The sequence below is a fragment of the Xylocopilactobacillus apicola genome, from assembly GCF_033095985.1.
Classification (GTDB): Bacteria; Bacillota; Bacilli; order Lactobacillales; family Lactobacillaceae; genus Xylocopilactobacillus; species Xylocopilactobacillus apicola.
The window spans coordinates 158,999-179,563 of the sequence record NZ_AP026802.1 but is presented as its reverse complement, the minus strand read 5'-3'; the positions used below and the strand labels follow the sequence as shown (position 1 = coordinate 179,563).

Below are 20,565 nucleotides of genomic sequence, written 5' to 3'. Positions count from 1 at the left end.
TAAAAAACACCCAATAATTAGGTAAAATGATTAAGTGGTAGATTGAGTGAATTGCAAACTTTAATAATTAATACTCCTATACTGCTAAAAAAAACAAATCGGAGCAAAAATGGAACTTAAAAACGATCAAGATAAAGCAAATATCATTGACGACAGTGATCAAATAAAGTTATTAAGAAAATTAATGATAACTAAACGATTGAATTTTCTGATTGGTTCAGGTACTTCTGCAAAATCGATCGGATTAATGGATGACGCTCCTGATGACAATGAACTTGTAAAGAAAGTTATAGGCGTAAGCAAAGTACTTTTGGAAAACGATCTCTCATCTGATGACGAAGAAACTATCAAAGAGAACCTAAACGAATACAAAGATTTTATCAAATCAATTATTGATGTCATAAACCTGTCTAATTCTAGGCAAACACCCAAGTCAGTTAATATTTTCACAACTAACTATGACTTATTTTTTGAAAAATCTATTGATGAATTGCACAACACGAGCCGTTTTGTATTTAATGATGGCGCCAGAGGGTATTTCAAACGTACTTTAGACAGTTCAAACTACAATCAGGTTGTGTCATACAAAGGCCTGAATGACAACTATATTAGTGAAATTCCATCAATTTCTTTGATAAAACCCCACGGCTCAGTAAACTGGTCAAAAGAAGACGACAAAATAATAATCTCTACGAAAATTAGCGAAAATCCCAATGTTGTAAAACCCACAGGTAACGAAGAAAAAGATACATTTGTCAATAACCATTTTTATGAAATGCTTCGTGTATTTCAATTGGAACTAGACAAACCGCAATCAGTTTTATTTGTTATGGGTTTTTCTTTTCAAGATAAGCATATTGGAAAAATGATCAGACGGGCTTTACAAAATCCAGAATTGATAATCTTTGTGTTTGGCTATAATGATGCTGATGAGAAGACCTATTTGGATAATTTGGGTATCGATGTTGTCCCTAATAATTTGAGAATTTTAACTCCTAAAGATTTTGCTCCTTGTCATTGCACAAAAGATGGAAAAAAGTTAACTTTTCAATTACCAAATTTAACCAACATTATAAATGGAGCTTCGGAGGAGGATTTGAAAGATGCCAAATCCAAGTAAGAAATTAGGCGTGATTGTTGGTGTAGACGGTGACTTATCACAAGTTGGGATGTATTCCATGTCAAATGATTCGCAATTTCTTTGGTATGGCGAAATCTTAACTGGTCCCAAAATTGGAGCCTTTTTAACCATTAACCAAAACGATGTCAAAATTATTGCAACTGTTTCCCGTGAAAAAATCATCGATCAGCAAAATACCGTAAAAAGTGTTGAATTCGATAATCGTTTTCATAAAGACTCGATTAATCGAATCGTCACCCTAAAAACCAAGGGTGTAATTGAAGATAAAAAATTTCAAGTCACTAGTCAATACGTGCCCATGGTCGGAAACGAAGTTACCTTGACCACAAAAGAAGAGCTTAATCTGATTTTTGGACTCGAAAAAGGAGAAGATTCAATTTATATCGGAAAATCCATTCTAGAAGGTCAAGATATAAGACTACCAATTAACAAGTTTTTCGCCTCTCATATAGGCATTTTTGGAAACACTGGAAGTGGGAAATCTAATACTCTACATAAGCTATATCTTGAACTAATTAAATATGATTTATTTGGTGTCATCTTTGATACATCTCAATTTTTCGTAATCGATTTTAATGGAGAGTACGTTGCAGAAAATATGTTTGGTGTTACCAATAACAAAGAAATTTTTGAAATCAACACTAGAAACGAGAAGGAAGGTCGTAAACTACCAATTAAAAAGGACTACTTATTCGATGCTGATATTTTGGCAATCCTTTTTGACGCAAGACCAGCGACTCAGGTGCCTTTTATACGCAATGCTTTAAGGGAATATAAAAAGAAAATTAAAGATGGGGAAAGTTTTGCGGATACTGAAATTGGATTACTAATTTCAATATTAAAAAGTTATAAAAGCGTTAGTGCAGAAGCGCTTGATAATTGGATAAAAGCAGCTGAATCCATCGGGATTAATCCAACAACATTGGAAAATCTAAAATATATACTTGTTAAAAACAAGTTTGGGGTCATGGACATGTTTTCTCCTGATAAAGTACCCGTGTTAGAAGACGGACAAATTACTACACATGGATACAAATATTTCAACATAGATGCCTTAAAAACAAAACTAGCGGAAAACTTTGATGAGGCTTCTGAAATCTACAAATTATCATTTTTTCTTGAGTTTCAGAAAGTTTATGTTTCTGCTTGGAAATCAACAAATATTGAATTCATTAACCCTCTGTTTCACAGGATCAAATCAGCATTTGAAAGTCTAGAAAAAGTCATAGAGATTAGAGAACAAACTGCTGATAAATTCGGCGGAATTAATATAATATCGCTAGTTCACGCAAATCAAGAAATAAAAAGACTAATCCCAATGTTGCTGTCTAAGATGATTTACGATGAGCAAAAATCAATGGTCGCCGGAAATACTGTCACCCAAACGAAGCACCTAATAATCGATGAAGCACATAACATTTTAAACTCCGAATATCATAATAACGGAGACAGTTGGCAGGACTATCGATTATCGGTATTCGAAGAAATCATTAAAGAAGGACGAAAGTTCGGTTTTTTCCTTACTTTATCAAGCCAGCGACCTGCAGATATATCTCCGACAATCATGTCGCAATTGCATAATTACATTATCCACAGATTGGTTAACGAGAAGGATTTAAAAATGCTGGAAAACACCATGCCAACCTTGGACAGAAGTTCTTATCAAATGATTCCAAGTCTTGGACAAGGTGAAGCAATAATAACTGGTAATTCAATGCAAGTACCGGTTTTTGTTAAGATCGAAAAAGAAGAAGTAATGCGTCCAAAAAGTGATGACGTTGTCTTGACTGAGCTTTGGATGTCATCAATATTAAATTAAATCAAATTAATAATTATTGTTAATACTATGGGATTAAAAGGAGTAAAAATGGATACAATGGAATTACGCCGGTGGGTTGATCTTAAGGAAGACGACCACCACGATTTCAAACAGGTGTGGCACTCTAAAGAAAAAAATTACGAACTAGTAAAAGATATCTTTAGTTTTGTAAATACGACACATCACGACGACTGCTTTCTTATTTTTGGTGTGTCTGACAACCAGGAAGTTATTGGGATCGAAAATGATGAAAATCGTCGTAACCAAGCCGATTTGATAGACATGATTAATAAATTACCAATCTCTGGTGATCATAAACCTAAAATTAGAATTGAAACACTTAAATACGCTGAACACGAAATTGATGTTCTTAGAATTATCAATACAAATGCCGTCCCGATTTATTTAAATCAAAAATGGCCGAAAAAAGGATCCAAGAACTACCTCACTCCTGGCCAAATATTTATGCGTGAGGGTGATCGAAATGTTTCCATAGATGGAACTGCCGAATATCCCAAAGTAGAAAAACTTTGGCAAAAACATTTTAGATTCGATGTACCAATTCTGGAAAGATATAGTTACGTACTACAAGACGTGGAAAATTGGTCCTACTATGAAAATAAAGAGGGATACGGTTTCTTATATAATTTAAATCCGGATTTTAATATGAATTTAGTACGTGATGATGAAAACAGGGCTGATATTAAGCCTTTCTCGCTTAATTATATAGATTGTACAATTAGTTGGAGCATGTTGAAAGTAAACTATCGACAGATTACGATCAAAGAACTAAGTGTTGTTTGGCTTGATGGCGGTCGTGTTATTTCAGTATCTCCAGAGGTTAGCCAAATGAAATTCTCTAATGATGATTCATTTTACTATTACTTTATAGCTGGAACAATGAAGGGCCTGATTCAAAAACTTTTTGAGTTTTACAACTATTCAAACAAAAGTTTAGGTGCAGCCCCTCTAGCAGAATTTTATGAAAGTGTAGTTTTTTTCGAGTCTGAATCCGAAATGAAAAATATAGAGCATATTGTTTCAAAAAATTGGGATAGTATTTCTAAAGAAATAGAACCTACAAAAGAAGAATTAAAAATTATACCAGACGCAGTCATTAACAATTGTAGAAATCAAAGTTTAAAACCACCAAAAGAAGTGTTTGCCATTCTTTTAAGACAACAAAAATTAGCAAAAGAAATTAAAAAAATCCTACCAATCTACCGTCTTAAAAAAGATAATAAGTAGAATCTAAAATAAATTTTAATTAGTACTCGTAGTATAGAAAGTTTTAATGAATGAATGATTTAATAGAAAAACTTTTCCCAATCAATAATCTTGGCATTGTGGCCTCACTAATTTCTACAATAATTGTGACAATTACATTTTGGCTAATTGATACTGTAAAGGGAAATCCCTGGGATCAAGCGGTTATCCTCAAAAAAGTTGTTAACTTTAAACTATTTCTTATAGGACTGATATGTTTAGTATTACCATTCCTACTTTGGGCAATCCCATTCTTTCGTATTTTATCGTTAATAGTTTTCGGTGGCGGTTTAATAATTCTTAGCGTAATTATATTCCGTTCAGTTAGATGGCTGTCTGATTGGAGTGAGTCATATCCAAATGGAGTTCGATATAGTTGGAGAATAAAGACACTTCTTGATAAATCTTTGGATGATAAACAGCGTTTACAGATTTGGGAAAAATACCTCGATTTGTTTTCTCAACAAAATAAGTACCATTATGAGGATACCTATAATGGAAATCAATTTTTAGATTTTTTTAAAACTATTTATGCTCAAGGTTCAAGCAATTTAAAACTATATTTCTTAACTTTAACTAAGGAATATTTAAATGATTTATTTTTATCTAATCGGATTAAAGAGAGCGATTTTCTCATATTTGGTTTTAATGAGTTGTTCAAATTAATAAAATCTAGTGATGATATTGAACTTTATTACACGTGGCTTAGTATCATAAGAAAAGAATGTAATAACGTTAGTAATAATGACTTTCGTTCCCATGAATTTTTAAAAGCTATCTATTCAATAACCCCGAATAGTCTTACTGCAGAAAACAATCCCATATTCGACGAGTTAGCAAATAACCTCTGCAATTTGTTATGGTTTAGAGATAGAGAAGGACAGGATTATAACCTTATAAACAAACAATGGAGAATAGATAGTGAATCATTATTTGAACCAAACAAAAATGGAATTTCGCAATCTTATTTAATTAGCGCTTTCTTAAACAAAGTAAATGAAGTAGAATCCAAAAATTCAGAAGATAGGTTATCCTTAGGATTAAAACTAGATTATTTGTTTATTAATATAACTTCCAATGCAGACCCAATTAATTTTGGTATCTTATCCAAACTCTTTAACATAAAATATCATCCCCCTTTTGACACAGACTGGAGCGAATACTTGTTTGAAGAACTTAGTTGTCCTCTTACTTTTGGTTACATTGAAAGAAGTATCATTGGAAAATCTGGCAGCAATGAGGAATTCGAAAAATATTATATAAGCCAAAAAAATATTCAAGAATTGGAAAGTATGAAAGTTGCAATAAAATCACTTCCAATACTTAAAAATCGTCCCCTATCTCAGAAATATATCTCTAAACTTGAAAAAACATTCGAATCAAATGAATTTCAAAAATTAATTCTGACTGATAATCGGATCAGCAACAGCTATATATCTAGATATAAAGAGTCAATTAAAGATGTGAAAAAGGAATTAAGTAAGATTGATAACTAGCTTGAACTAAAATTTACATTTTGAATCTAAACAACCTTCTGTTTATAAATATCAGTCCATTTAACAACTGTGTATTGTTTCTTTGGCTTCTCTTCAGGTTCTGGAATTCCAAATAAACTAGTTTGTTCGCTATATCCATTAACAGTTCCTGTTGGATCACCATCTTCGATAATCGAATCAAAAGTATATTCTGTTCTTTGAACCTTCCTTATTTTCCCAGAGATTAATTTCCACTCACTAAAAATAATGGGACTCCCATCAGATTTTACTCTTTTAAGTGCATCTCCTTGAACCATATTTGCTCGAATAATAACTTTAGCACTTTCTAAAACATGCTTATCAGCAGCCTTCACATCAAAATTTGACCTCACATGGGTCGTGTAAATGTCAGAGAAAGTCATAATCATGTTCATAATCAAAATTTCAATGTTATCTTCAAGAATCTCAATTCCGTATAAACTAGAAAGTGAAATTAGACAATTTTCGCCGTACTCTTTATCTGAATGACTTTGTCCAATCGCATAAATCATTTTACGCTTCAATATTTCAACCAAAAAAGCACCTTCTCCTGCGGAAGGTTCCAAAAAAGTTGCCGTTAAAGAATGCAACTTTTCTTTTATTTCAGGCTGATCAAGCATATACTTCACGGTTTTTTTGGGTGTAAATATTTCACCATGATTCTTAACTCGTTCAGCAGATTTAATAAGCCTCTCTTCCACTAATCCATTGCCTGTACTTTCGTTTCAATAAAGTTGATTTCATCTTCTGATAGATCATATTTTCTATACAATTGCTGATCTATTTCTGTTATAGATTTTGACCAATCAATATCAGAATTAGGAGTGAAATCTTGAAGTGGAATAAGTCTCCAAGCATCCTTATTGCCGTTTTGTGTTACTTTCAGGATACCAAGCATTGTTCTTGCAAATTTTGTTTTTATATATTTTAGCGTAGAATTTGCCTCGTATTCTGAATTGAAATTGCCTATACTAATAAATGTTTGTGTATTCCCTGTTCCTGGTTTACCTATAAAAGGACTACTTATGACTTCTCCTAAAGATCCACTTCCATTTGCATTAGGAAGATATACTTTCCAGTTGTTAAAATTGGGGCCACTTAATATATAGTCTTTTCTAATGTACCTATAAGTTCTATGTTTATTTCCTATTCCATAAATTTTTATATAACTTTTATTATCATTTGGAATAAATTCAAAGAAAATGTCATTCAAATTATCAAATACATTAGATTTTAAATCATACTTATGTCCATTGCTAAGACGATTAACTACTGAAGGGTGTTCTTTATGCATTAAATCCGTAAATTTATAAGTTTCAGCTGCATAAACAATTTTATCTAACCCCATATTTGTCGTTTTATTTAGTACTTTTTTCATGATTGAAACCAATGAAGTATATGGCACAAAAATTCCTGCTGGATTATATAAATCATGTATAGAAGAGAAAAAATGCTCCTTATCATATAGTGTTATTACTACACCACCTTTTATATCAGTTTTGGGAAAAACTGAAGAACTATCCGATACATATTTAATAATTTTAAAATGATTATCTGAAAGCATTTTTCTATTCCAATTTTTTGGAGTGCTTCCTGTTCCAAACAAAAACCTTGCCGGAGTGATTAAAATAACTAAATCCGATAATTTATAGGATAATTCCATAAATTCATTATAAATAGGTGGGGCAAACTTATCATTATCTCCTCTACTTTCATCCTGATACGGCGGATTTCCGATCACTACGTCAAACTTCATATTATTAAGCATCCCCTTAATCTTCTTAGCTTCTTCATCAACATCTTTTTTAGAATCTTCAACAATATTCTTAACGAACTCAATATTCGTATCTAATCCACGAAAACCAGATAAAGTTCTTTGGGTAATTGCCTTTGCCATCGGAGTTTTAGCAATTACAAAAATATTATTCTTTAAAATTTTTGCCCATAGATCGAGTTGATCTCCAAAATCAAACTTGCCAGCATGTTCATTATTTAACTTTTGATATTCTTGCCAATAGATCGACATCGTTGCATAGAGTGGATAAAGTCCGGTCTTGGAATTAATTTCTAAAATATGGCTTTCAGGGTTAAAAATTTGATTTGTATACTCTGTTTCAATCCAATGATTAGCTCTTTTACCCTCAATTGTCTCATACTGATAATGTTCGTCAAAGAAAGAATATCCTCCAAGTGTCATCCCTAATTGCATATTAACAACTCGCCAAGGGGTTAAAACTGTTTCTTTATCAGGGTTTTTAAAGGTACTAAATATTGCCGTCAACTGTTCAACTCGTTCAATTGGATCTAATTTATCAAGTGCTTTAACCCGCCGTCGGATGATTTTCCCTGCTTCAATAAATACATCTTGATCAAAATATTTAGTAAATTGCTTAAAGAGTTCTTTCGTCACACCTTTTGGCATAAATTCAATCCAAGACTGATCATCAACATTTTTTATAAACTTCTTAATATCAACATCTTCTTCGAGCTCTACATCCATTCCATAAATCATCAACGGAATTCGGATTGAAATTGACCGCAAAATCGAAATCAAAGTTTTACGTTGTTTCTTTAACGAATTCATTTTGTCGATTGCAGCCTGTTCTTCCAAAGAACGCTCTTTTTTTGGCTTCTTTTCAGCTCGAACTGCTGCTTCATACTCTTCATCGGAAAGCCCTTGATGATTGATATCTACTTTAAGTGGTTTCTTGTCAGCTTGAGTTGTCCCCACAATAGCCTTCAAATTATCAAAGTCTTTAAGATCCGCATCTTGGATTTTCAAAAGTTCATCGCTATAAAGAGAATCATCATCAAACCCTGAACGAACCGCTTTCTCAGCATAGACTCTTTTAATTTTTGCCAAAAGAGAATCAACCTTGAAAGCCTTCATTCCCTGACCAGTTTCCCCGATGATCGGCAAAAAATTCATCAGTTCGCTCATTTTTTCTTTTTGAACCGAACTAGTGACTTTTCCAACACCTGTTTTTAACTGCGTTGATTCTGCCATAATCGTCAATGCTCGATCAGGGGCAAAATCAAAAATATAACAATTGGTTTTCTGACCAAAAGTTGGTGATGAATACGGAGTTTGTGCTCGAAATGCTGCCTGCAAATACTGCATTGCACTGTTAGTATTAGACAAGAACAGAACTCCTGTCCATGGCTTAATTGTCACTCCCGTTGTAAGTTTACGAACTGTTAAGGTAATCGTCTTAGTATTTGCGGGATCTGGCTTCATCGCTTCGTTCACTCTTTTAATATCACTTTCAGAAGTGATCCCATTATCACCGTTACGGACAACATTCACAATATTGTAGTCCATGCCAAAAACCGGATGTCTATTCATCAAATCTTCTAAAGCATTAGCTTCCTTAACTCCTGGCATAATCCACAACGTGTGTCTTAATTGATTTCGAAAATCCTCAGTTGAAAAAGGATAATTGGTCTTCTTATCAGGAGTTGAAATATTATCTAAAAATTGTTTCACTTTTGCTTCATAAACGAATTGATCATGCTTATCTACTCTAAAAAACTCTTTAAAATTAAAAGATTGTCTTTCATCAGTAACAAATCGGGAATCGTCAAATTTTTTCTGCATTTCAAAGGTATACATTGATACCTTAGGCAAACCATCATATGGATTCTTTTCATCCGGGTGATCATTTGACCAGTCATACTTTGCCTTTTGCTCCATCACATAATCCCAAGTATAAACTTGATCTTCTTCATACTGATCCATGAGATTAAATGGTGTTCCCGATAGTTCCAGCAACTTGGTATGATCTTTTTGGACCACTTGATCTAAAACCTGCTGGGCTAATTCAGTTTGCGTTCCTTCATGAGCCTCATCAATAATTACTAAATCCCAATCCGTGTTGAACAATTCACGATTCTTATCGATGGTGCCACCAACAAGCTCAGAACCTCGAAGATCTTGCAAACTTGCAAAGTATACAAACGGTTTATCTGTATTGGCTAAATAAGAAAAGTCTTCTCCTTCTTTTTTAGAACCATAGATATAGCCTGCTTCACCCATTCCGATTTTGGTGAAGTCATCAAACCAACCCTGATCTACGACTGGTCGATGGGTCATAATTAAGACATGTTTGTATTTTTCATCTTTAATTAATTGAAGTGCAGTTAGAGTTTTACCAAAACGCATTTTCGCATTCCAGAGCATTTTGTGGTGTTTTTTGAAAGTTTGCTCAGTTTTCTTAACAGCGTCTGATTGTTCTGGTCTCAAAACTATTTTAATTGGTGTGTTTAAGTTTGGCGCCTCAATTGAACTACGACCTTCTTTAACTGCCTTAATTGCTTTTTTGGCAGTATCTAAGTCGGTTTTAAACCATTCATTACCTTCGCCAACTTCTTTTTTCTCAATTCCAGAACGAAGAAGAACATCATGTACATCGTAATCACGAAACCAATAATGGTCAGATTGACGATAAGCTAGTTCTGCCCACTGCAAATTGTAAGGAACCCCTGCAGTCTTCATATAACTGCCCACTCGCTTATCAGCAGCACTTCTTAAATCTTCACTGTTTGGTCTACTATCCATTTCAAAGCTAGGAATCGAAGCATCGCCGATTTTTTCCAAACCTCGGTATTGAGGCCATTCTCCATCTTCATTATCAGCCGTTTGAACATAGATTAGTTTTCTTTCAGCGGTTTGATATGTAACACTCTGATGCGGTTCGACAAATTTATTTACTTTTAATTCAGGATCATAATAGGTACGGACAAACCAAACTAAAATATGGTACATCTTCTGTAATCCCTTATACCCATCCTCTTTTGACGCTTTTTTCAGGGTATGAGCAGCCTCGTTACCAGATTGTTTTAAATAATAAAAATCATCTAATACCTCTTTACTTGCGAGATTTCGTTCTTTTATTTGTCTTAAACGGTCATTGAAGGTGCTTCGGTCATCCACTTCAACAAATTCTTGATCTAGTATTTCTGAAGCAACATTTTCGGCTACTTTACGAATCGATTCAAATTCATTGCTGAATTTACCATCAGCATATAAATCCTCTGCGTCGTGAGCTGTATCATAGTAAGCTTGGGTATATAAATTATTTTGTAAAAATTCAAAATTACTTTTAGTTGTCGTTTGTTTTTCCATTATGAGACCTTTATATAAATTATTATAGTTATAATTATAAAACTCGAACCATCAGCGAACATTAATAAACTTCAATAGTCATTAATTTTAAATTTATTCAGTTTTAGTAGTTTTTCTATTTCTTGCTAAACTGTCTTCATCCTCACCTTTAGCTATACTATGTTTCTTTGTATTAGTAATGGCTGAAACCCACGCATCTAAAGAATCTGAGGTTAAGAAAATTTCTTTTGAATCATTATCAAATTTAAATGGAGTCTGTCTAAACTGTTCAGCCATTTCATTAGATCTTTTTATATTTTCCCATTCAAAGTCATTAGCCTCTCCGTTGTATTTAGCGAGTGCTTTTGCGAGTTTTCTGTCTTCTTTTATCTTTTTATATATTCCCTCACGTTCCCTGTCATCAACTTTAACTGAATAAGTTCCAGAAATCATATATTCTGGTTTAACATTATTTTCAACGGATATAAATTTTTCGAAATTTAATTTGGCCATCTTTATTTTTGAATCATTTAACCCAAATATATCTTCATACTCCTGCACATCAAATATATATTGAACTATATTGCTGTTTCTATCTAAAACTTCAACATAACAAACACCATAGGGAAGAGACTTTCCATTATGTTCAATATCATTAATATTTAGAAGACTATCAATAATTGTTAAAATAAATCTCGTTTTTATTTTAGTCGTTCTTAAAGCTTTAATATAAAATCTATAAGTATTGCTTTCATCTGAATCTGTCAAAATATAAAATCGTATATTTTCAAAGTTTTTTAAAGGCGGTAAATCCTCATTTAGTTGATCATTTATTTTATTAATTCTTGAAAGTTCATTTGTATATTTTTCTGTAACTTTTCTATAAAAGTGCACATCTGTATTGTTACCATTAGTTTCAACATTTTCTAAGCAAGACTTAGCATCTTCAAATTTACTGACTGGATCACTCTCTAATTCCTGAGAAACTCCAGAAAATTTAATTTGTTTGACAAATTCATCAAACCCCTTTTTAATGTTTACTTTTCTAAAATTCTTAACTTGTCCAAACGACTGACTTCTGTTGGGAGATTGCCACCCTACTGCATAAAAATTATTTGTCATATTTATTATCTTTCAATTCACTGTCTTCAACTTCAATATCCGTAATTATAAACGTCCTCGCAAGACTTCCAGCAGTTCCGATGCTATTTAATTTTTTAACACCCGATAATATATCAGTATTATTAGAAAAATAAAAAATATTATATCTATCATAAGTAACCATTAGCTGAACACCAAATAACGGTAAAACAATATTGGGAAATACATCATTACTCATCATCATTAAGATAAAAAAGTGATTATTATAGCAAAAGAAATTAAAACTTGATCCTCTTTCAAAAAATTAAAGATTAGTGAGGGAGCAACTATCGACGTAGTAAAAGAAATAAACCCAGAATTGACTTTGATTCCCTTTTGAGACTGGATTACATAATGCTCGCCATAGCTCTTTTTCTTTATATTAAAGTTTAAAACAACATTGTTAACTGTATTTTTCGAATTCATTTGAGCTTTTTCTAAATGGTTCTTTATGTAAAATCCAGAACAAATGATGAAAATTATAGTAATTAAAATAATAAATAAGCTGCTCATCCCCATCATTTTTTTCAATCTATTGTTTGCTCCAAACTCGACCAACAGTAACGCTGGGGCGAACGATGTAAAAAAATAAGCAATTCTAAATAATATCGGGGTTCCAAATAGCAATTTTTTCTCCAAAACATTTAAGTATGCTACTACACAAGTCTTACATGTATTAACAATCAAATTATAACAAATATTGTCATGCATAACTATTATATGCGTTACTACTATACGAAGAACCATTGGTTTAACAGCAAAGAATAGTATAATGTCATGGATCGAATGAATGACTTCAACGAAAAATTGCCCCAAAAGAAGCAAATGGATTTCACTGATATCAAAATTTCGGTTGAAAAATACTCAAGCGAGATCATTGACTACGATTACTTAATCGAGCTTTTAAATAACTATATGGATGAAAAAACGCCAGAAAACGAAGCTGCAATCAAGGAACACGTTGCGTCATCAAACTCGGTTGAGGAGTTGGATCTGAGACGCTTGTTAGAGGGTATCTTGGCTGGACATTTCCACAAGCACTTTACGTCTCAAAGTTTTAACGATGTAATCAAGGAAATCCACAAAGAGAATCAAGAACTCGAACTTAATCGCTGGGCATATGAAAATGGCTATAATTCAGAAGATATCTTAGAAGCCTATCATTTGTTCATCCCTGGAGTTGAGCTCAAAGATAACCCAAGTTTAAATAGCAAGATTAATGAAATTAATATCAAATTGGATCTAAAATTTAAAAAGAAAAAAGAACTTAAAGATAAGCTCATCATGAAGTTCCAAGAAATGGATAAATAAATTACAAATAAGTAAGCAATCGGAGCAACGTTTTGGACTATGAATCTATCATTGGCTATAAAAACGACTTATTAAACCGAAACGGATATGAATCATATTCCAGTTTAGATATCAATGAGTTTCTTAAAAGAATCAGGGTTTTATCAAAAGACTACGAAAATGACGGGAAGTGGGGCATTACCGCAGGAGGCCTATTGTTCTTTGGGAAAAACAACGCAATAATCCATGCTTTTCCGCATTTTCAATTAGATTACTATGACAAAAGTCATCCTGAAAAAGATCGGTGGACAGATCGCATTTCATCCATCGAAAGCGATTTAAACATTTATACCTTTTTTAAAACAGTGGAACAAAAGTTATATTCAACAATAGAGAACCCTTTTACAATCGATAAAGAATCGGCTCAAAGAATTGACCACAAAACTCCAATGACAATAGCACTTAGAGAGGGTTTAATCAATATGTTAATGCATACCGATTATTTTGGTGATCTTCCTTTAATTGTAAATAACTATTTAAACTATTACGAGTTTGCTAATCCCGGTAAAATGAAAGTTCCACCGCAAATTTTTTCTACACCAATGACTCAATAAACAGAAATGTTATAATTTCTAAATTATTTGTACAGGCGGGCTATGGTGAAAGAGCTGGTCACGGAGGAGAAAAAATATACGAATCATCTTTGCTTAATAAATATGCCCCTCCTGAAATTAAAACTAATGTTGAAAAAACCATTTTAAAAATTTGGAAAGTTGATTTCCTAAGTACCTTTCAAGGGGAGGAAATCAACGAAAGAGAGAGGATAATATTAAAGTCGATAATTAGTTCACCTGGAAATTCTTTATCTCATAAACAAATTGAAACAATTACCGAATTGACTCGAACTCAAGTAACCAATTCCTTAAACTCACTCATACAAAAAGGAATAATCGAAAAATATGGAAAATCAAAGTCAACTAGATATGGAATATTCCAAACTAAAGAACAAATTTTAGCAGATTATCAAGCGCTTCCTGAATTAATCAGAACCGCTCTCGATCAATATTAAAATCACAAATAATTTCTGAACTTTCTGCAGCCTTTTTACCTCTTTCTGCAGGTTTTTCATTACTTTCGCTAGCATACCACTCACTGAATCAAAATCAATTCCTGCATGACTTCCAAATTATTATCGATTGGATCAAACGGCGCTTGAATTTTGCTGTTGACTGGCTTCCGGTAAATATCTAAATTGCAAAAATAATAATTCCACCGTTCTAAGTTATTGCTCCGATAAGAGCTGCCGCCAAACGACAAATCAGCAAAGTCCATGTAACAATTAATTTCGAACAATTTTCATTATTTTTTCTTATTTAAATTTGAACCCGTGCAATCCTTAACAAAAAAGACAAACGCTCAAGTTGTCCTTTCATTTGTCTTTATTGCCTTTTAATTTTAATTTGTTTGTCAACTGAGTTGTGGCACGATAATTTTGTTCCATTTTATTTAAGCTGCCCTGCACCGTTCCCAAGAAAAGAATGTTAGCAACGTAAGTCTCGCCAAAAAGTGAGGTAATCGCCCCAATTCTTAAAAGTGACTCGGTTGGTGGCAAAGTGATTACACAACTGGCTGTCTCGCGTAAAGGATTGCTAGACTTTCGAGTTACAACAATTACAGGCGCCCCATTTTTACGAGCTTGCTGAGCCATCAAGACCACTTCCTTGGTGAAACCGCCGTAAGAAAAAGCGATCAACACATCATCTGCCGTCATGTAATAAGCCCGCTCCAAAGCTGTATGAGTATCACGATCAAAAATAGCCAATTTACCAGCTCGAATCAATTTCTGATAAAGATCTTGTGCTGCTAATGCCGAGGCACTAACCCCTGCTAAATAAATTCGGTTCGCATGACGCAAAATTTTAATTGCCTCTTTCAAAGCTGCTTGATCTAATTCATTAAGAAGATCATTAACTGCCTCTGTTGTTGTTTGGCTTAGCTTATGCATCATCGTCGATAAGTCATCCTCATCTTGTACCAAAGGATCTAGCGGGGTGTCGGGGATGAACTGATCTTCTTCTCGGGCGAGCGTCAACTTAAACGATCGCAAATCGGCAAAACCAAATAAACGAACAAAGCGGATCACCGAAGCGTCTGAAACCCCACTAGCATGAGCAATTTGTGAGGTTGTTTGATTTAAAAAGGAATCTGGATCATTAAGAACTTGCTGAGCAAGTGCCCGATTGACGGGGCTCAGTCTTCTTAAACGTGCTTGAATCGTCTCTAAAAGGGTCATTGTTATTCACCAAGAAAATAATCATTTAATGTAATCATCTCATTCATCAAAAGAACGCGAAAGCCGCTCAAGGATATAAACTACCGGGATTTGGCTCGTCAAATTAATTGTATACCCTATAATTTTTGGCTCCAACATATAGTCGAAATTAATATCTGATAATTGAGCCAAAGTATTATCTGAATTGTTCGTAATACTAATGATCTTAACGCCTTTTGCTTTGAAGTTAATTACTCTTTTAATAACATGATCAGTTTCACCACTAACCGAAAGAACAATTAAAGCTCGCTTGGGAAAATCTTTTTTTCCAAGCTGAATTGGATATGAGGAATCAGAAATTACAAAAGCACTTTGTCCGTTATTAACAAATTGTCGGGCCCCGTACTCAGCCAAATAACCTGAAGTGCCAATTCCAAAAAAAACGAAATCGAGACAGTCCTTGGCAATTTTCTTAAATTGATCAATTTTTTTATCGTAAATCCGAGATAATGATTGTTGAAAATACCACCTAGCTTGGTAGGTAATGTCGTCAGTTACTGGTAAATCTTCAGCACTATTTTTTAGCTGTTCACACAAATCTTCATAGTGAGCATATCCCATATCTTTAACTGTTCGCACAACTGAAGCTGGCGACACTTTCAACTTTAAAGCCAGTTGGCGCAAACTATAATTGACCACTTTATCTGGTTTAGACAGAATAAATTGATAAATTTTGAGCTCGGTTGGCGTGAATTTACTTTTAGCTTTCATAAAAAAATATCCTCACATTCAATATAACAATCAGCTTGTTAAATGGCTGTCAAAAATGTTATAGCTCCAAAAATAATTCCAGGAAAATTTGCCACGGCGATTGAAAAATCTCGTGGTTTTTTTCCAATTCCATATATAAACCATAAAGTAGAGTTAATCATTGCTACAAGGGGCTGCAATGGATTACCTTTAGCACCTGATAAATTGTCCATAATTTGCGGCAAATAAGAAACGTACATCAAAATCGCCATCACAGCTGCTGCAATACCCAAAATTTTTATAAATTTACTATCTTCCACATCTAATCTCCATCAACCATTTTTCTACTCATTAATCAATTTCAACTTATCACTAGGTATGATAACTTTTCTAATAATAGCTAAAATATTGCGTTTCATATCTAAAGTTGGGTTAATAAAAAACGAGCAGTCATGTAATTATACCCAGCAATATCTGTAGTTGCAAAATCTTTTTTTAACAGGAATACCACTGAAAAAAGCCATGAATGTCCGTTAAAAAGTCACTGATGATATTATCAAAACGAATCATCATTTAAATATCGCTACTGAATACCTAAATTTGTGTTTTAAGTAAAAACCCGATTGAGCTCACGCCACAATCAGGTTTCTAATTAGGCTTGTAAGGCTGCCTCTGCCGCTGCTTCTTCTTTTACTTTGTCATTATCCATACTCTTAAAGAAGAAGAAATAAATCATCGCATCTACAATTATCTCTACTAGCTGTAAAACCGCACCCGAGATATGGCCGGTCGATAAGTAGCCCGAAAGAAGCGGTGGAGTGGTCCATGGTACCATGACCCCAAAAGTTCTTGCCACCCAACCAAATTTCATCGACGTATAAGTCATCACAACATTACTAAGCGGCGCCAAGATATAAGGGATCGCCATTTTGTAGTTCAAAACAATTGGCAACCCGAAGACGATCGGTTCATTAATATTAAATATTGCCGGTCCAACCACTAATTCTCCAAGTACTTTAAACTCTTTACTTCGCGACATAAAAGCAATCATAAGTGCTAAACCTAAAGTTGCCCCACAACCACCAATTCTGATAAAAATTTCAAAAAACTGCTTAGTTACAATGTTTGGTAATGGTTTGCCAGCAGCTTGAGCAGAAGCATTTTCAGCTAATGCTGCAAGTAACATTGGCGATGTAATTCCGGTTAAAGTATTGGCTCCGTGAATCCCAAAAAGCCATAGAAAACTAACAATAAACTCAATAACTAACGCCCCACCTAAAGTATTTGTCAAATGACCTAGTGGAGCTTGCAAGAAGAAAGTAATCACATTAGGAATACTCTTCATTGGAGTTGCTTCCACTCCGAGACGCACTAACCAAACTACGATTAAGACGATTGCGCCAGGAAACAGTGAAGCAAACGAATTACTAACTGCTGGCGGAACGGTATCGGGCATTTTGATCGTTAAATTCTTATGTACCAACCAAACATACAGATCCGTCACAAATAAGCCGACGATCAATGCGATAAATAATCCTGATGAATCTAACAGTTTCAAAGGAATCCATAGAGCTCCTTTTTTATCAATTTGCATTGGAATTGTTAAAATGAACGCACCAATTGCCACAATCATGCTGGAAAATGCGTCTATCTTATAACTTTTTGCCAAATTATAAGAAATCCCCGCAACGGCAATTAAACCCATGATATGAAATGAAGCGTTCGTTGGATACTGCACGATCGTCGCCCAGTTTGCCCCAAACGTCTGAGTCATAAATGTCTGGTAACTCTTAATTGGAAATTGACCAATCATCATAAAAATTGAACCAATAATAATCATTGGTACAGCCGCCGTCATCCCGTCACGTAAAGCAATCAAATGACGAGAGCCTGCGATTTTGTTAAAAAAGGGAATTAATTTTTCGTTTAAAAAACTACTTTTTTCTTTCTGTCCCACTGTTCTCTTCTCCTAAATACAATTCTTTTAATTTACTTACTTTGCCTGAATCAAAATCAAGAACTTTTTCAGCGTAATTCTGAACATCCCCATAATTGTCCTTAATTAATTTTTCAGCACATTTCAAATATTTAGCTTTAACATAAAGCGAAATTGACAAAGCCTGCACCGCTTCTTCGCTAAATCCTTGTTTGCGATAATCATTTAAAATTTGTTCATTTGCGGTCTTACGGTTTTCGTTAGTGGCTAAATAGTCCTGCATAATTTGTTCATCACTAACATCTAATAACCAAAGGATTAAAGCGGCAGCATATCCAGTCCGATCTTTACCTGCAAAACAGTGAAACAAAGTCGCACCTTCACGATTTTCTAAAAGCAAATTTAGAAAATCACGATAACAATTTTGCGGATTAGGATTTATGACCATATCTTCGTAAACGTTCATCATATGTTGATCGACGTAATCGGACTTTCCGATTTTTGCTAAGTCACTTAAGCTGACCCCATTAGCTTTGGTCCCGTGCTGAATATCTAGATTAACCATTTTAACGCCTGGAAGTACGGTATCAGGCCGCTCTTTAATCTCTTTAGGTCCTCTAAAATCAATAATTTGTGTTAAATGATAATCTTTTACTAGGCTTTCTTGCGTATCTGGATCAAGAGCTACGGGCTCGCCAGAACGCAAAAGTCGTTTGGTTTTAACTGGCCGTCCATCACTTGAAACCAGTGTGCCTAAATCACGAAAATTAACTAAATTCAATTTCTAGCTCCTTAATCAAGTTTTTCACCATTGGATTTAATCACCTGTTGATACCAGAAAAATGAATCTTTTCTAAGCCGTTTTAAACTTCCTTTGCCCACATCATCGCGATCAACGTAGATAAAACCATAACGTTTGGACATCTCGCCAGTGCCCGCCGAAATTAAATCGATACATCCCCATGGAGTGTATCCCAACAAATCAATCCCATCTTCCACCACTGCTAATTTCATTTGTTCAATATGAGCTTTTAAATAATCAATTCGGTAAGGATCGTGAATCTTGCCGTCAGGCTCAACCTGATCAACGGCTCCCAGTCCATTTTCTACGATAAATTGCGGCTTGTGATATCGATCAGCAAGCCAATTCATCGCAATCCTCAGACCCTCTGGATCAATCTCCCAGCCCCATTCGGTTTTTGGTAAATGTTGATTGGGTGCAAAACTTTTAATACCTTGATAGCGATATTGCGGAGCTTCTCCAGGATTAGCGCTCACACACCGCGATTTATAGTAACTAAAACCGAGGTAATCAACGGTATTTTCAGCCAAAACTTCTAAATCTTCTTTAGTAATATCTAAATTCCAATTCTGTTTAGCTTGATAATTTTTTAACCACCATGGATATTCACCGTTCGCCTGAACATCTTCAAACCAGTAACGAGCTTGTGAAATTTTCTCTGCTTTAATAACGTCGGCTGGTTTAGAAGTTTGCGGATAAATTGGTGTCACCGCGACCATCGATCCAATTTTAAAATCGTCATTAATCTGATGCGCTAATTTGACGGCTTTAGCACTCGCTACCAATTCATAATGGGCCGCTTGATACATTGTCCGCTCAATATTTTCATCTGGCTGAACAATGAGACCCGAATCAACGAGCAGTGGTAACGGATCATAATAATTCGCCTGATTATTGATTTCATTAAAAGTCATCCAATATTTCACTTTATTTTGATAACGTTCAAAAACTGTCTGAGCATAATTCAAAAAGAAATCAATCAGTTTTCGACTGCGCCAACCACCATATTTAGTTACCAGGTTATAAGGCATTTCAAAATGCGATAAAGTAATAACCGGCTCAATCTGATATTTCAAACATTCATCAAACAATTGATCATAGAATTTTAAACCTTCTTCGTTTGGACTAGTTTCATCGCCATTTGGAAAAATTCGCGTCCAAGCAATTGAAGTCCGAAAACATTTAAACCCCATCTCGGCCATCAGCTTAAGATCTTCTGGGTAACGATGATAGAAATCAATTCCTTCATGATTAGGGTAATAAACACCTGGTTGAACTCCGTCAGTAATCTGGCGCTTAGATTCATTGCTTCCGGCAGTCATAACATCAGCAATGCTGACCCCTTTACCACCCTCGCGCCAGGCTCCTTCTAACTGATGAGCCGCAACTGCACCGCCCCAAAGAAAATCATCTCTAAATCCAGCATTTTCTTTCAAAAATTAATATCCCCCTCATTCGTGATAACGTTTACACCAGAGTTTAACATATTACCACCTTAATTGACGGTTTATCTTAAGATTTGTGTTTTTGA

The 20,565-nt window shown here is 34.3% G+C and carries 18 protein-coding genes; 7 read left to right on the top strand and 11 right to left on the bottom strand.

Annotated features, from left to right (window positions below):
• The first annotated feature begins 109 nt into the window (after positions 1–109).
• Genes R8495_RS01065 through R8495_RS01050 form a run of 4 tightly spaced genes read left to right on the top strand, consistent with a single transcriptional unit; the run spans position 110 to position 5,722 of the window.
• Positions 110–1,120, top strand: coding sequence for an SIR2 family protein (locus tag R8495_RS01065; protein WP_317635718.1), 1,011 nt, complete (start codon positions 110–112; stop codon positions 1,118–1,120).
• The gene (locus R8495_RS01060; protein ID WP_317635717.1) at positions 1,104–2,960 is read left to right on the top strand and encodes an ATP-binding protein; all 1,857 of its coding nucleotides are present in this window, start codon (positions 1,104–1,106) and stop codon (positions 2,958–2,960) included. The genes R8495_RS01065 and R8495_RS01060 overlap by 17 nt, the downstream gene beginning before the upstream one ends.
• Positions 2,961–3,008: 48 nt before the next feature.
• Positions 3,009–4,208 (top strand): ATP-binding protein, encoded by a 1,200-nt coding sequence (locus R8495_RS01055; RefSeq protein ID WP_317635716.1) that lies wholly within the window; start codon positions 3,009–3,011, stop codon positions 4,206–4,208.
• A gap of 50 nt (positions 4,209–4,258) precedes the next feature.
• Entirely contained in the window at positions 4,259–5,722 is a 1,464-nt protein-coding gene (locus tag R8495_RS01050; RefSeq protein WP_317635715.1) for a hypothetical protein, read from the top strand.
• A gap of 26 nt (positions 5,723–5,748) precedes the next feature.
• Here the strand turns inward: R8495_RS01050 and R8495_RS01045 are convergent, their stop codons facing one another.
• The 4 genes from R8495_RS01045 to R8495_RS01030 all read right to left on the bottom strand — a co-directional run bounded on the left by R8495_RS01045 (position 5,749) and on the right by R8495_RS01030 (position 12,129).
• Complete coding sequence (locus R8495_RS01045; RefSeq protein WP_317635714.1) at positions 5,749–6,441, bottom strand: N-6 DNA methylase; 693 nt, start codon at positions 6,439–6,441, stop codon at positions 5,749–5,751.
• On the bottom strand, positions 6,441–10,865 hold the full coding sequence (locus tag R8495_RS01040; protein ID WP_317635713.1) for an Eco57I restriction-modification methylase domain-containing protein: 4,425 nt from the start codon (positions 10,863–10,865) through the stop codon (positions 6,441–6,443). Before R8495_RS01040 ends, R8495_RS01045 begins: the two co-directional genes overlap by 1 nt.
• A 93-nt stretch (positions 10,866–10,958) precedes the next feature.
• Positions 10,959–11,966 carry a hypothetical protein gene (locus R8495_RS01035; RefSeq protein ID WP_317635712.1) on the bottom strand — a complete coding sequence of 336 codons (1,008 nt, stop codon included), beginning with the start codon at positions 11,964–11,966 and terminating at the stop codon, positions 10,959–10,961.
• Complete coding sequence (locus R8495_RS01030) at positions 11,956–12,129, bottom strand: hypothetical protein (RefSeq protein ID WP_317635711.1); 174 nt, start codon at positions 12,127–12,129, stop codon at positions 11,956–11,958. The genes R8495_RS01035 and R8495_RS01030 overlap by 11 nt, the downstream gene beginning before the upstream one ends.
• Before the next feature lie 632 nt (positions 12,130–12,761).
• Between R8495_RS01030 and R8495_RS01025 the strand changes: the two genes are divergently transcribed.
• The 3 genes from R8495_RS01025 to R8495_RS01015 all read left to right on the top strand — a co-directional run bounded on the left by R8495_RS01025 (position 12,762) and on the right by R8495_RS01015 (position 14,343).
• Positions 12,762–13,295, top strand: coding sequence for a type I restriction endonuclease subunit R, EcoR124 family (locus R8495_RS01025; RefSeq protein ID WP_317635710.1), 534 nt, complete (start codon positions 12,762–12,764; stop codon positions 13,293–13,295).
• Positions 13,296–13,327: 32 nt separating this feature from the next.
• Entirely contained in the window at positions 13,328–13,888 is a 561-nt protein-coding gene (locus R8495_RS01020; RefSeq protein WP_317635709.1) for a hypothetical protein, read from the top strand.
• Positions 13,889–13,977: 89 nt separating this feature from the next.
• Positions 13,978–14,343 carry a Fic family protein gene (locus R8495_RS01015; RefSeq protein ID WP_317635708.1) on the top strand — a complete coding sequence of 122 codons (366 nt, stop codon included), beginning with the start codon at positions 13,978–13,980 and terminating at the stop codon, positions 14,341–14,343.
• Between the two features lie 80 nt (positions 14,344–14,423).
• Here R8495_RS01015 and R8495_RS01010 read toward each other — a convergent pair whose 3' ends face one another.
• From R8495_RS01010 to R8495_RS00980, 7 genes are all read right to left on the bottom strand, one after another.
• Entirely contained in the window at positions 14,424–14,627 is a 204-nt protein-coding gene (locus tag R8495_RS01010) for a hypothetical protein (RefSeq protein WP_425613250.1), read from the bottom strand.
• Positions 14,628–14,703: 76 nt separating this feature from the next.
• Entirely contained in the window at positions 14,704–15,567 is an 864-nt protein-coding gene (locus R8495_RS01005) for a MurR/RpiR family transcriptional regulator (RefSeq protein WP_317635707.1), read from the bottom strand.
• 39 nt (positions 15,568–15,606) lie between these two features.
• Complete coding sequence (locus tag R8495_RS01000) at positions 15,607–16,317, bottom strand: MurR/RpiR family transcriptional regulator (protein WP_317635706.1); 711 nt, start codon at positions 16,315–16,317, stop codon at positions 15,607–15,609.
• Between the two features lie 38 nt (positions 16,318–16,355).
• Positions 16,356–16,616: a SemiSWEET family transporter gene (locus tag R8495_RS00995; protein WP_317635705.1), complete on the bottom strand. Its 261-nt coding sequence runs from the start codon at positions 16,614–16,616 to the stop codon at positions 16,356–16,358.
• Positions 16,617–16,948: 332 nt separating this feature from the next.
• Positions 16,949–18,253: a PTS cellobiose transporter subunit IIC gene (gene celB / locus R8495_RS00990; RefSeq protein WP_317635704.1), complete on the bottom strand. Its 1,305-nt coding sequence runs from the start codon at positions 18,251–18,253 to the stop codon at positions 16,949–16,951.
• On the bottom strand, positions 18,231–19,013 hold the full coding sequence (locus tag R8495_RS00985; RefSeq protein WP_317635703.1) for a tyrosine-protein phosphatase: 783 nt from the start codon (positions 19,011–19,013) through the stop codon (positions 18,231–18,233). The genes celB and R8495_RS00985 overlap by 23 nt, the downstream gene beginning before the upstream one ends.
• 11 nt (positions 19,014–19,024) lie before the next feature.
• Positions 19,025–20,470 (bottom strand): 6-phospho-beta-glucosidase, encoded by a 1,446-nt coding sequence (locus tag R8495_RS00980; RefSeq protein WP_317635702.1) that lies wholly within the window; start codon positions 20,468–20,470, stop codon positions 19,025–19,027.
• Positions 20,471–20,565 lie beyond the last annotated feature (95 nt).